Here is a 12,854-nt window from a genome sequence, read left to right as displayed (position 1 = left end):
GATTATTATAGGCCACCCATATACACTAGCAAGAATCCAATGCCCATTGCGCCAGCAATCGAAACCAAACCTGGCAACATAAAACTATGGTTAAAAAGAAATTTACCAATTCGGGTTGTGCCTGTAGTATCTAAATGAATAGCAGCCAGTATGGTTGGATAAATGGGAATAATAAAGACACCATTAACAGCTGTTGCAGCAGCCAATAATATTTTAGGAGGAATCCCTAAAGCGATACCTAATGGAAATACCGCTTTAATCGTGGCAGCAGAGCTACCCATAATAGCAGCCATACAGAGTAGGATAATAGAAAATTGCCAGGGCTCAGAAAGATAAGCTGATATAAACTGCAGTAAAACTGGTTGATTACTTTGCACAAATGTACTGCTTAACCAAGCAATACCTAGAATAGCGAACATCCCTTGTATGCCAGCAGTAAATGCTTTGCCCTGGGTAATAGACTTGGGTGCAATCCGGCACAACAACATAATAGATGCAGCAGTGGATAACATCACAAGGGGCATAATATAAGCAGATGGTAGGAGTATCTTGATGCCATTTACTTCCCAAGAGGGGCGTAAAGATGGAATAGCATCTATCAAAACTGTACCTAAACTACCCAGTAAGAAGCAAACAATTGAAAGCTTTGCTATCCTAGCACCGCGGGGCAGACAGGCAGGGGCCATATCTGTTGTTGCTGTTTCTGTAACCGTTGAGGCCTCTGGCATGGCTTTACTCAATAAACTGGTTACAAATGTTGCCATTAGCAATCCACCCATTGTTGAAGGAATGATAATCTTAAAAATGGTGACCATATCTATGCCAGAAATCCTTAAAAATCCGCTTAAAATAACCATTATAGAAGAAATAGGGCTAGCAAGCGCACCGTGCAAAGCGGCAATAACAGAAAGGGATAAAGGGCGTTCTGGGCGAATGCCTACTTCTTTAGATACCTCCGCAATAACAGGCAGAATTGAGTAAGCGATGTGGTTGGTACCACCCAAAAAGGTAATGGCATAGGTTACCATAGGACTAATATATATGATGCTGCGTGGATGTTTTCGGATGCATAACTCAGCCAGTTGCACCAAATAGCTTAATCCACCTGCAGCCTCTATGGTTCCCACTGCAGCCACTACTGCAGCAATACAGAGCATGATTTGAAAAGGAGGATCTGCTGGCGTCGCATGTAAAACTACCATAAACAACCATACCCCCAACCCGCCCAGCATACTGAGACTCATGCCTTGTAACCGAGATCCCAAAAAAGAAACGATCAAAAGTATAGCTAAACCTATAAGAAGCATTTGCGTAAGTGCATTTAAATTCATTAAACTATATCCTCAACAACAAGTCTATGACCTTTCTATTGTACCTTAACAGCAAAAATTAAAGCGCAATATACACAAAATATTGCAAATAATAAAATATTTACATACGGTGATTATCATATGAAATGGGTATTGATTTGGGTATGGTTCAGCTGTATCTCTTGTATGGGTTTGGGTCTTACTATTACCCATAAGTCAAAAAATGCTAAGGCATATTTTACTAACTTGTTGGATGAGTATAAATTAGGTCAGTTATAATTTGATAATGGGGATAAATGACAGAAAAAGATTTAAGTATCTCAAGCAGTTATTGGGCAGAGCATGCATTTGGGATGGTGCATTTTGGTGATAAAAGGTTAAGTAAAAGACTATTAAAAATAGCTAACAGTTTTGTCGACTCTCCTGAAGGTTGAATAAATCAAGCCTGTCAAGGTTGGCATCAAAGTAAAGCAGCCTGTAGATTTTTCTAAAATGATTCTATTTCTAAGAGCAAAATATTAGCTAGTCATATACTTAAAACTGTTGAAAGATCTAACTCATATTCAACTATCTTAGCTATCCAAGGCACAAGTTATATTTCATATAAAAACCATAAAAAGACTAGATGTTTAGTCCCAAAGTGTAATGGCAAGGATTAGTATGAAATAATTCAGGCTTTTTCTCCCACTGTTCATATGGATTATCCAGTAAGCAAGTTATTACTGATAATGGCGTTATATCGGTTGAAGTACCCAGAGGTAGAGCATCTACTTTTGAACCTATTTTATTGCCTAATCGTCAAACAAGAATTCCTGGTTTGGATGATAAGATCTTATCTTTATATGCTAAAGGTATGAGTCTGTCAGATATTCAGATTCAAATACAGGAATTATATGGCGCAGAAGTAAGTGAAAGCCTGATAAGTAACATCACAGACTCTGTTATTGAATATGTTAAGATATGGCAAAATCGTCCCTTAGAATCAGTCTATTATATTGTTTTTTTTGATTGCTTTGTAGTTAAAGTTAGACAAGATAAGCGCATCATCAACAAGGCAGTCTATGTCGCTTTAGGTATAGATAGATCTGGCATAAAGGATGTTTTAGGGGCTTTGGATGAGTGAAAATGAAGGGGCTAAATTTTGGTTAGGCAATTTAACAGAACTCAAAAATCGGGGTATGAACGATATGCTCATTGCATGTACAGATAATTTGTCAGGCATGTCTGAGGCCATTGCTGCTGTATACCCAAAAACGGAACATCAGCTCTGTATTGTTCATGCAATTAGGGGTAGTTTGCAGTATGTTTCTTATAAACATAGAAAGGTATTAGTTGCTGATTTAAAACCAATTTATACAACAGTTACCGAGCAAGAAGCATTGATGGCCTTAGAAGCTTTTGCTACTAAGTGGAATCAACAATACCCACAAATAGCCTAATCTTGGTATGCTAACTGGGATAATCTGATGGTATTTTTACAGTACCCTAATGCCATACGTAAGGTCATTTACACAACAAATGTTTGGAATCTGTAAATAGCCAATTTCGTAGAGTTACCAAAAATAAAAAAGTGTTCCCTAACGATCTAGCTGTTTTTAAAACATTATATCTAACTATTAACTACATGACTAAAAAATGGACCACCTCTATTCATAACTGGAGCGAGACTATGGCACATTTTTTAATTAAATTTGAAAACAGAATTGAATAAAACCAAAAAAATAATTTACACACTTAAGTGGACAGAGCCGTTTTACCTATGGTCAGTTGAAAATTCATAATTTCTCCTAAATCATTGACTATCAAGTGCAACTTTAATCCAAAAAACTAACCGATGCTGGTTTTACCTTTAGTAGCAATCGATTTAAAAACCCTGTACGTATAGGCTCTTTTGATATGGCAAACCTTGATGGCTGTTGCATCCATAAAATAACAACCTGTTTTTGTTTTAGCAAGACTTTGTGTAAAACAGTACAAGGGAACTAACGTTCTTTGGATCAGTTCTATAAATCTATTGTAGCTTACTAACTTTCCAAATTTACTAGAATGAAATTGCTGTAAATGAATATAATAAGACTTAAAATTTCTAAAACCAATCACATGAAAGGCAATAAGAACAGTCATTATTTCACTCAAAGTTAATGAACAAGTTCTAGTGGGTTTTCTTTTAGAGTTGGTTAACAGTTGTTTTTCCATATACGGCATAAACTTTATGAGAAATTCATCAACAGCATAATATATTTCAACTAATTTTTCTACATTCATAACTGGCTCCTTTGGATAATCTGGTTAGTATTTTTTTATCTCCAAATTTAAAACACAAAGGAGCTTTTTTAATTCTTTTAAATCTAATCACGTCAGTTCGGGATTTATTTGACTGATTTACAACAATTTAATATAAATTATTTAGTTAATATTTGCACCTATTTAACAAGTTTTTATATCTAATTTTATAAATATAATATATATAATAAACTGATTACCAGAATTATTTGTTATTCAATTACCTATTTAACTGTCTAATAAAACAAATTTTATAAATTTTCATTGATATTGATTATCAAATGAAAAAATAATCTAATCCCGAACTCACGTTAATCCAGAACTCACGTTAGTAGCAATCAACTAGCCTCTTTAGTAGGTATAGTACCATATCCGTTAGATAGTGGAAAAAAACAGGGAAAAAGATTTGTTAGTGGAGGTAGAAAAATACCTAGAGATGCCTTATATATGGCCGTATTAACAGGAAAAAAATGATTTCGATACTTAAAAACAGTCTATGATAGACTAGTAGGTAAGTATAAACCTAAAAAAGTGGCAATTGTGGCTTGTATGAGGAATCTTTTAGAGCTGGCACACAAGCTTATATAACATAAACACGTTTTCGTTAAACAAGCAAAATCGAGCCAAAAATCGCTCAATAAGTTGCGAGTTAAGATAATAGCTTTCTCATAGCTTTAATCAGTAAAAATAGCTTTCAGATCAGCGTGTGCAACATCATATTGAGGCCGTTGCAGTAGAAAATTTGCATGGTTTTAATATAATAATTCGGACATATTTGTAATGTTTCTAGACTAGAAATATTATTGCTTATGTATTTTTAATACTTAAAAGTAACCATTAGGCGATAATTACCTTTATCTTATAAAAACTTAGTTTTCTATTGCAACGGCCTCATATTATGTATTAAAGGGGAATAGGGTAGGCCCTGCACATCGTTAAATGGATGTCCCCATTAAAGTGGTTAAAACAGCATATCCCTCTTCTTCCACAGCAATGGTATGCTCAAAATGGGCAGAGTCTTTTCCATCTTTGGTGACAATGGTCCAACCATCTTGCAAAGTTTTAATGGCTGGATGGCCAAGGTTTAATATAGGTTCTATCGCTAATATCATACCAGCTTTTAAAATAGGTCCCTGATTGGGCTTACCATAATTTTGAATCTGAGGTGGCTCGTGCAGCATGGTGCCCACACCGTGTCCACCCAATTCTTTCACAATGCTAAGCTTATGCTGTGTAGCATATCGACCTATGGCATGAGAAATGGTAGAAAGGTGAATGCCTGCTTTAATGACACGTAGCCCTTCCCACAAAGCTTTTTCTGTATGCGCTAATAAAAACTTTTTTTCATCAGAGATATTGTCCACAGGATAGGTCCAAGCGCTATCTCCAATGTAGCCCTTATACTTTACACCTATGTCAATACTAACAATATCCCCCTCATGCAACAGTCGGTTATTAGGTATGCCATGTACTACACCATTGTTGATAGAGATGCAAGTAGCATTTGGAAAGCCACGATACCCCTTAAATACAGGCTCGGCATCATTGTTGCGAATGATGTCTTCCACTATTGCGTCTAAGGCTAGACTACAGACACCTGGCCGAATCGAATTTTTTAAAACATCATGACAAAGCGCTACAATATGACCCGCCCGTTGCAATAGCTTTAGCTCAGAGTGGGTTCGTATTTTTATCATATAATTATAAATTCATGCTGAATTACTGCAAGATAAATATTTTTTTCAGTTCTGTCGCGTTTATTCTAAAAAATGATTATTTTAAAGTGAGTTCGGGATTAGATTATTTTTTCATTTGATAATCAATATTAATAAAAATTTATAAAATTTGTTTTATAGACAGTTAAATAGGTAGTTGAATAAAAAATAATTCTGGTAATCAGTTTATTATATATATTATATTTATAGAATTAGATATAAAAACTTGTTAAATAGGTGCAAATATTAACTAAATAATTGATATTAAATTGTTGTAAATCAGTCAAATAAATCCCGAACTCAGGTTTTTAGTATCTGCAGTTAAAAAAGTAGTTATTATGTTTAATATTTCGCCCAAATTATTACCTTATTTTAAGGGCTATTGTTCTTCAGCAGAAGTCATCCTGTTATTTGTCTAGATGAAGTATTGTTTTTCCTTGAGCTATAGAGATTTGGAAGATATGATGCGTATGAGAGGCGCAAGAGTTGATCGTTCTACGCTACAAAGATGGGTTATTAAGTTTGTTCCTCTTATAGATGAAGCAGTAAGCAAAAGAAAACGACCAGTTGGTGGTAGTTGGAGAATGGATGAAACCTATGTTAAACTAAACGGGAAGTGGATCTATTTATATAGAGCAGTAGATCGTTATGGTGATACAGTTAACTTTTTTCTATCTGAGCATAGAGACAAGTCTGCAGCTTTTTCTTTTTTTCGTAAGGCGATCACAGAAAATAATATTCCTAAGAAAGTAGTAATTGACAAAAGCGGTAGTAATAAAGCTGCCCTTGATACGATCAATACAGAACTTGATCAAGATCATACCATTCAAATATTTCAAAACAAATACTTGAATAATAGAGTTGAACAAGATCATAGGTTTATCAAAAAACGGCTAAAACCTATGCTTAGTTTTAAGTGTTTTAAGTCTGCAGCCATTGCACGCCGGCACAGGTGTGCAACAAATGGGGTGTAAGTCCCCTGACTCTAATTTGTCTATTTCGGGAGTGTAGCAGGAGGTTGGATTTGTGGGGTGATTCACAGGTTTAAGTTACCTTTAAATGCATCTGCAAAATAGCGGGCTGCAACAAAAGTGAACCTAAATTAGCCTCGTTAAGCCGTTTAAGCGCATTTGCCGACTATCTAGTGGCTACAGGAAGGCTGATAGTAGGATGGAAAAAATAGACCATGACCATCATACAAGTGCCGGGGTGTTAGGGGTTGCACGCTATGAATGTTTCACATCGTAGTCCGGGAGATCTGATATGAATCCAGTAGGCCACTGGAAACTTTATTGTATAAGTAAAGCGAAATCAATAAGGGTGATATCAGAAGTCCGCGGGGTCTATAATACCGTTCGTATTGATTGGGAAACCACTCAAGAGGAAAGGGACCCTACTTCAGTTAACGAGTTTAAAAGAGTTGAGAATGTCTGATTGCCCTAAAGCTATGAACGGAACATTAAAAGTTCAGCAACTCCAAAGAACTCTATATCTCAAATCCAAGCAATGTAAGGAAGTCAGATTTTATAGTATATATGATAAAATTTATCTAAAAGATGTACTTTGGGAAGCTTGGCGTCAAGTCAAAGCAAATCAAGGTTCAGCAGGAATTGATGGTAAAAGCATAAGTGATATAATAGATCAAGGTGAGGCAAAGATTATCAATAAATTGCAGCAGCAACTACGCGCAAAGCTATACAAATTTACCTCAAGCAGGTTGGTAGAAATACCCAAAGCTAAAGGTGGAACAAGGCCACTAGAGGTAATGACCGTAGAAGATCTCATAGTGCTCACAGCAATGAAAATAGTCATTGAACCGATCTTCGAAGCTGATTTTCATGAATGTTCATACGGCTATAGACCGAAACGAGGAACCAAACAAGCGAGTTTAGTGATCCGAGAAGATCTATACCAGCAGGCATGGGGCGTAGTTGAGATTGATTTTCAATCATACTTTACTAGCATCTCACACGAAAAGTTATTAAAACTTATTAGTAAAAGGATAGCAGATGGCAGTATGTTGAAGCTAATTAAACAAACCCTAACAACGTCAATAGTAAAACAAGGTAAAATTACATGCAAGAAAGTTGGAGTACCGCAAAGATCACCAATATCACCGTTGTATAGTAATCTACCTAAATGTTATAGACCAAGTGTGGCACTCAAGGGGGTATCCAGAAAAGCTAAGCGCAACCTTGCATAGGTATTGTGATGATGCAATTTTGGTATGTCGTAAGAGTGCTAGCTTAGCGCTGGAGAAATTCACAGAATTAGTAAGGAGGTTATCGCTCATTATTAACCACCAAAAGACACGAATAACGAAACTGAAAGAAGGCTTTAACTTCATAGGTTTTTACTTTGCAAAAAGAAAGAGTCCAACAAGTGGCAGAAATAGCATTTATGTATTTCCAACGAAACAATCCCAACAAAGCATCCGTAACAGACTAAAATACCTGACTTGTAGAAGAGCACCAATCAAACCTCAAACATTCATCGAGCAAATAAAACCAGTAGTGTTAGGATGGGTTAACTATTTTAAACATGCGAATGCGAGTGAAGCTTTTGTTAGATTGCAGGACTTTATTAACGTGAATTCGGGATTAGATTATTTTTTCATTTGATAATCAATACCAATGAAAATTTATAAAATTTGTTTTATAGACAGTTAAATAGGTAGTTGAATAACAAATAATTCTTATAATCAGTTTATTATATATATTATATTTATAAAATTAGATATAAAAACTTGTTAAATAGGTGCAAATATTAACTAAATAATTGATATTAAATTTTTGTAAATCAGTCAAATAAATCCCGAACTCACGTTATTAATAATCGATTTCGCAGATACTTAACCCATAGAAGAAAAGGCCGTGGGTGCGGGTGGAAAAGCTATCCCAATAGCAAACTCTATACAATGGGGATGTTGTACATTGGTAGTGGAATGATTAAGTATCCTGAGAGAGTTGTGCAAGGTTTATGAAGAAGACTGTCGGACCGCCGTATTCGGAAAAACTGAACGTACCTTGGGACGAGAAGGGAATGGGTAAACAATGAAGAATCAAGTTAGTCAGCTACTGTATTGCGAGTAATCAGAAGCAATAGATGTGCCTAATTTTAAGTGGTCCAACCATTTCTTTACTCTAGACCATTGCAGGGATAGAAAACATTCCTATGATTCAAAAAGGACAAGTAATCGGAGCTAAAAATCATCTTTCTACTTTTGAGAATTTTGTTATGCTAATGGCCGAATAATAACCAATATATATCCAAAATTTCACTTAAAAGAAAAGACGTTACTAACGAAAATATAGACGCGACAGAACCCTCGTAGCAGTGAATATATAAGTAGGATACAAATTCCTTTTTATTTATTCTACTGGTTTAAGTCGTGAAAAGTCAAAAGTATCTAAGTATTGCGTAGTGAAGTGGCCTGCCTGAAAGGCTGTATCCTCTACCAAAACACGATAAAAAGGTATATTGGTTTGAATACCCTCTATTACAAGTTCTTCTAATGCGTGCTTCATTTTGGCAATCGCATCCAATCTGGTATTTGCATGCACAATAAGCTTTGCAATCATAGCATCATAGTAAGCAGGCACTACATAACCCGCATAAATATGGCTAGCCATGGTTATGCCCAGTCCACCGGGGAAATGCATATAGTTAATTTTTCCAGGAGATGGTCGAAAGTCATGAAAAGGATCTTCTGCGTTGATACGGACCTCTATGGCATGACCTTGCGGATATAGACTGGGTAGATCTAGTGGTTTCCCAGCTGCTATGTCAATTTGGGTTTTTAGTAGATTAAAGCCAGTAACCGCTTGTGTAACGAGATATTCTACTTGAATGCGCGTATTCATTTCCATAAAGTAAAAGTTTTGGTATTTATCCACTAAAAACTCGATGGTACCAACGCCTTCATACCCTATAGCAGATACGCCTTTTATAGCCGCTTCTGTTATTTTTGCCCGTAATGGACCTGTTACAAAGGGAGAAGGGGCTTCTTCTACCAATTTTTGATGTCTACGCTGGATGGAACAGTCTCTTTCAGATAGATGAATGACTTTACCATATTGATCTGCCACGATTTGTATCTCGATATGGCGAGGTGCTTCTATATATTTTTCCAAATAAAGCCCATCTTTACCAAAAGAAGCGATGGCTTCTTGCCTGGCCTCTATCCATTTTTGCTGGAATGCCTTCGGCGTATCGACCAACTTGATCCCTTTCCCTCCACCTCCTGCAGTTGCTTTGAGTAATACAGGGAAGCCTATTTTATGGGCTAGGCGGATGCCTTCATCAACAGAAGTTAGTAGCCCATTGGAACCAGGCACGGTGGGTACACCGGCAGCCTGCATCGTTGCTTTTGCAGTAGACTTATCACCCATTTTGCTAATGGCTGTAGCGGAAGGACCTATAAATTTAATACCATATTCTGCACAAATACTTGCAAAGCTAGCATTTTCAGATAAAAAACCATAGCCTGGATGAATCGCATGGGCATTGGTTACTTCCGCAGCAGCAATAATGGATGGAATAGAGAGATAAGACAAATGGCTTGGAGGTGGTCCAATACAGACCGATTCATCGGCAAAACGAACATGTAGGCTATCCTTATCTGCGGTAGAATGTACCGCAACGGTTTTAATACCCATTTCTTTGCAAACCCGAATGATGCTTAAAGCAATTTCTCCACGATTGGCAATCAATATTTTTTGAAACATAGTAGATCAAAAGGTTCTGTCGCTTCTATATTTTCGTTAGTAACGTCTTTTCTTTTAAGTGAAGTTTTGGATATATATTGCGTATTATTCGGCCATTAGCATAACAAAATTCTCAAAAGCGGCTCTGTCCACTTAAGTGTGTAAATTAGTTTTTTGGTTTTATTCAATTCTGTTTTCAAATTTAATTAAAAAATGTGCCATAGCCTCGCTCCAGTTATGAATAGAGGTGGTCCATTTTCTAGTCATGTAGTTAATAGTTAGATATAATGTTTTAAAAACAGCTAGATCGTTAGGGAACACTTTTTTATTTTTGGTAACTCTATGAAATTGGCTATTTACAGATTCCAAACATTTGTTGTGTAAATGACCTTACGTATGGCATTAGGGTACTGTAAAAATACCATCAGATTATCCCAGTTAGCATACCAAGATTGGGCTATTTGTGGGTATTGTTGATTCCACTTAGTAGCAAAAGCTTCTAAGGCCATCAATGCTTCTTGCTCGGTAACTGCTGTATAAATTGGTTTTAAATCAGCAACTAATACCTTTCTATGTTTATAAGAAACATACTGCAAACTACCCCTAATTGCATGAACAATACAGAGCTGATGTTCCGTTTTTGGGTATACAGCAGCAATGGCCTCAGACATGCCTGACAAATTATCTGTACATGCAATGAGCATATCGTTCATACCCCGATTTTTGAGTTCTGTTAAATTGCCTAACCAAAATTTAGCCCCTTCATTTTCACTCATCCAAAGCCCTAAAACATCCTTTATGCTAGATCTATCTATACCTAAAGCGACATAGACTGCCTTGTTGATGATGCGCTTATCTTGTCTAACTTTAACTACAAAGCAATCAAAAAAAACAATAGAATAGACTGATTCTAAGGGACGATTTTTCCATATCTTAACATCTTCAATAACAGAGTCTATGATGTTACTTATCAGGCTTTCACTTACTTCTGCGCCATATAATTCCTGTATTTGAATCTGAATATCTGACAGACTCATACCTTTAGCATATAAAGATAAGATCTTATCATCCAAACTAGGAATTCTTGTTTGACGATTAGGCAATAAAATAGGTTCAAAAGTCGATGCTCTACCTCTGGGTACTTCAACCGATATAACGCCATTATCAGTAATAACGTGCTTACTGGATAATCCATTACGTACATTCTCTGAATCACTACGTGCATACTTATTATAACCTAAATGGTCATCCATTTCTGACTGTAATGCTTTTTCTACAAGACGCTTACTTAATTGTTTGAGTAAGCCGTCTTGATCAAAAAGTCTGGAAACCTCAGTTCGGGATTTATTTGACTGATTTACAACAATTTAATATCAATTATTTAGTTAATATTTGCACCTATTTAACAAGTTTTTATATCTAACTTTATAAATATAATATATATAATAAACTGATTATCAGAATTATTTGTTATTCAACTACCTATTTAACTGTCTATAAAACAAATTTTATAAATTTTTATTAATATTGATTATCAAATGAAAAAATAATCTAATCTCGAACTCACGTTTTTTACAAAGTAAAAACCTATGAAGTTAAAGCCTTCTTTCAGTTTCGTTATTCGTGTCTTTTGGTGGTTAATAATGAGCGATAACCTCCTTACTAATTCTGTGAATTTCTCCAGCGCTAAGCTAGCACTCTTACGACATACCAAAATTGCATCATCACAATACCTATGCAAGGTTGCGTTTAGCTTTTCTGGATACCCCCTTGAGTGCCACACTTGGTCTATAACATTTAGGTAGATTACTATACAACGGTGATATTGGTGATCCTTGCGGTACTCCAACTTTCTTGCATGTAATTTTACCTTGTTTTACTATTGACGTTGTTAGGGTTTGTTTAATTAGCTTCAACATACTGCCATCTGCTATCCTTTTACTAATAAGTTTTAATAACTTTTCGTGTGAGATGCTAGTAAAGTATGATTGAAAATCAATCTCAACTACGCCCCATGCCTGCTGGTATAGATCTTCTCGGATCACTAAACTCGCTTGTTTGGTTCCTCGTTTCGGTCTATAGCCGTATGAACATTCATGAAAATCAGCTTCGAAGATCGGTTCAATGACTATTTTCATTGCTGTGAGCACTATGAGATCTTCTACGGTCATTACCTCTAGTGGCCTTGTTCCACCTTTAGCTTTGGGTATTTCTACCAACCTGCTTGAGGTAAATTTGTATAGCTTTGCGCGTAGTTGCTGCTGCAATTTATTGATAATCTTTGCCTCACCTTGATCTATTATATCACTTATGCTTTTACCATCAATCCCTGCTGAACCTTGATTTGCTTTGACTTGACGCCAAGCTTCCCAAAGTACATCTTTTAGATAAATTTTATCATATATACTATAAAATCTGACTTCCTTACATTGCTTGGATTTGAGATATAGAGTTCTTTGGAGTTGCTGAACTTTTAATGTTCCGTTCATAGCTTTAGGGCAATCAGACATTCTCAACTCTTTTAAACTCGTTAACTGAAGTAGGGTCCCTTTCCTCTTGAGTGGTTTCCCAATCAATACGAACGGTATTATAGACCCCGCGGACTTCTGATATGACCCTTATTGATTTCGCTTTACTTATACAATAAAGTTTCCAGTGGCCTACTGGATTCATATCAGATCTCCCGGACTACGATGTGAAACATTCATAGCGTGCAACCCCTAACACCCCGGCACTTGTATGATGGTCATGGTCTATTTTTTCCATCCTACTATCAGCCTTCCTGTAGCCACTAGATAGTCGGCAAATGCGCTTAAACGGCTTAACGAGGCTAATTTAGG

At 36.1% G+C, this 12,854-nt stretch carries 9 protein-coding genes and 7 pseudogenes; 9 read left to right on the top strand and 7 right to left on the bottom strand.

From position 1 onward, the window contains the following. Nucleotides 1-5: 5 nt before the first annotated feature. The gene (locus NBW36_RS03050) at nt 6-1,331 is read right to left on the bottom strand and encodes an anaerobic C4-dicarboxylate transporter family protein (protein WP_250237659.1); all 1,326 of its coding nucleotides are present in this window, start codon (nt 1,329-1,331) and stop codon (nt 6-8) included. A gap of 275 nt (nt 1,332-1,606) precedes the next feature. Here NBW36_RS03050 and NBW36_RS03045 point away from each other — a divergent pair. The 4 genes and pseudogenes from NBW36_RS03045 to NBW36_RS05630 all read left to right on the top strand — a co-directional run. Beyond that, nucleotides 1,607-1,942, top strand: a pseudogene (locus NBW36_RS03045) (IS4/Tn5 family transposase DNA-binding protein); the annotation flags it as partial. 77 nt (nt 1,943-2,019) lie between these two features. After that, nucleotides 2,020-2,433 (top strand): annotated as a pseudogene (locus NBW36_RS05430) (transposase); the annotation flags it as partial. Beyond that, a complete protein-coding gene (locus NBW36_RS05425) occupies nt 2,426-2,749 on the top strand; it encodes a transposase (protein WP_252393347.1) in 324 nt (107 codons plus the stop codon). The pseudogene NBW36_RS05430 and the gene NBW36_RS05425, both read left to right, overlap by 8 nt. 83 nt (nt 2,750-2,832) lie before the next feature. Beyond that, nucleotides 2,833-3,021, top strand: a complete 189-nt coding sequence (locus NBW36_RS05630; RefSeq protein ID WP_369127316.1) for a transposase — start codon at nt 2,833-2,835, stop codon at nt 3,019-3,021. Between the two features lie 38 nt (nt 3,022-3,059). Here the strand turns inward: NBW36_RS05630 and NBW36_RS03035 are convergent. After that, a pseudogene (locus NBW36_RS03035) lies at nt 3,060-3,575 on the bottom strand (transposase); the annotation flags it as partial. Nucleotides 3,576-3,935: 360 nt separating this feature from the next. Here NBW36_RS03035 and NBW36_RS05625 point away from each other — a divergent pair. Beyond that, a pseudogene (locus tag NBW36_RS05625) lies at nt 3,936-4,067 on the top strand (transposase); the annotation flags it as partial. Nucleotides 4,068-4,528: 461 nt separating this feature from the next. On the opposite strand, the gene map reads toward NBW36_RS05625, so the two are convergent. Further along, on the bottom strand, nt 4,529-5,290 hold the full coding sequence (map, locus tag NBW36_RS03030) for a type I methionyl aminopeptidase (RefSeq protein ID WP_250237652.1): 762 nt from the start codon (nt 5,288-5,290) through the stop codon (nt 4,529-4,531). A 356-nt stretch (nt 5,291-5,646) separates the two neighbouring features. Here map and NBW36_RS03025 point away from each other — a divergent pair. The 4 genes and pseudogenes from NBW36_RS03025 to NBW36_RS03010 form a co-directional block, all read left to right on the top strand. Then, nucleotides 5,647-6,246, top strand: a pseudogene (locus NBW36_RS03025) (IS6 family transposase); the annotation flags it as partial. Nucleotides 6,247-6,734: 488 nt separating this feature from the next. After that, entirely contained in the window at nt 6,735-7,511 is a 777-nt protein-coding gene (locus NBW36_RS05620) for a reverse transcriptase domain-containing protein (protein WP_250237649.1), read from the top strand. Then, a complete protein-coding gene (locus NBW36_RS05615; protein ID WP_250237647.1) occupies nt 7,462-7,929 on the top strand; it encodes a group II intron maturase-specific domain-containing protein in 468 nt (155 codons plus the stop codon). The genes NBW36_RS05620 and NBW36_RS05615 overlap by 50 nt, the downstream gene beginning before the upstream one ends. Before the next feature lie 526 nt (nt 7,930-8,455). Further along, nucleotides 8,456-8,563, top strand: a pseudogene (locus NBW36_RS03010) (IS6 family transposase); the annotation flags it as partial. Nucleotides 8,564-8,679: 116 nt separating this feature from the next. On the opposite strand, the gene accC reads toward NBW36_RS03010, so the two are convergent. The 4 genes and pseudogenes from accC to NBW36_RS05600 all read right to left on the bottom strand — a co-directional run bounded on the left by accC (nt 8,680) and on the right by NBW36_RS05600 (nt 12,524). Continuing rightward, on the bottom strand, nt 8,680-10,035 hold the full coding sequence (gene accC / locus NBW36_RS03005) for an acetyl-CoA carboxylase biotin carboxylase subunit (protein ID WP_250237645.1): 1,356 nt from the start codon (nt 10,033-10,035) through the stop codon (nt 8,680-8,682). Between the two features lie 159 nt (nt 10,036-10,194). Continuing rightward, nucleotides 10,195-11,381: pseudogene (locus NBW36_RS05610) on the bottom strand (IS256 family transposase). Between the two features lie 167 nt (nt 11,382-11,548). Then, nucleotides 11,549-11,797, bottom strand: a complete 249-nt coding sequence (locus NBW36_RS05605) for an RNA-dependent RNA polymerase family protein (RefSeq protein ID WP_250237643.1) — start codon at nt 11,795-11,797, stop codon at nt 11,549-11,551. Next, a complete protein-coding gene (locus NBW36_RS05600; protein ID WP_250237641.1) occupies nt 11,748-12,524 on the bottom strand; it encodes a reverse transcriptase domain-containing protein in 777 nt (258 codons plus the stop codon). The genes NBW36_RS05605 and NBW36_RS05600 overlap by 50 nt, the downstream gene beginning before the upstream one ends. Nucleotides 12,525-12,854: the final 330 nt, after the last annotated feature.

This window comes from Cardinium endosymbiont of Oedothorax gibbosus, from assembly GCF_936981045.1.
Classification (GTDB): Bacteria; Bacteroidota; Bacteroidia; order Cytophagales; family Amoebophilaceae; genus Cardinium.
The sequence above is the reverse complement of the archived record's forward strand: the minus strand, read 5'-3'. Positions and strand labels throughout refer to the sequence as shown.

Coding starts and splice junctions, on each gene's coding strand:
- accC (WP_250237645.1), bottom strand. CDS start 10,035: ATGTTTCAAAAAATATTGATTGCCAATCGTGGAGAAATTGCTTTAAGC.
- NBW36_RS05620 (WP_250237649.1), top strand. CDS start 6,735: ATGTCTGATTGCCCTAAAGCTATGAACGGAACATTAAAAGTTCAGCAA.
- map (WP_250237652.1), bottom strand. CDS start 5,290: ATGATAAAAATACGAACCCACTCTGAGCTAAAGCTATTGCAACGGGCG.
- NBW36_RS05425 (WP_252393347.1), top strand. CDS start 2,426: ATGAGTGAAAATGAAGGGGCTAAATTTTGGTTAGGCAATTTAACAGAA.
- NBW36_RS05600 (WP_250237641.1), bottom strand. CDS start 12,524: ATGTCTGATTGCCCTAAAGCTATGAACGGAACATTAAAAGTTCAGCAA.
- NBW36_RS03050 (WP_250237659.1), bottom strand. CDS start 1,331: ATGAATTTAAATGCACTTACGCAAATGCTTCTTATAGGTTTAGCTATA.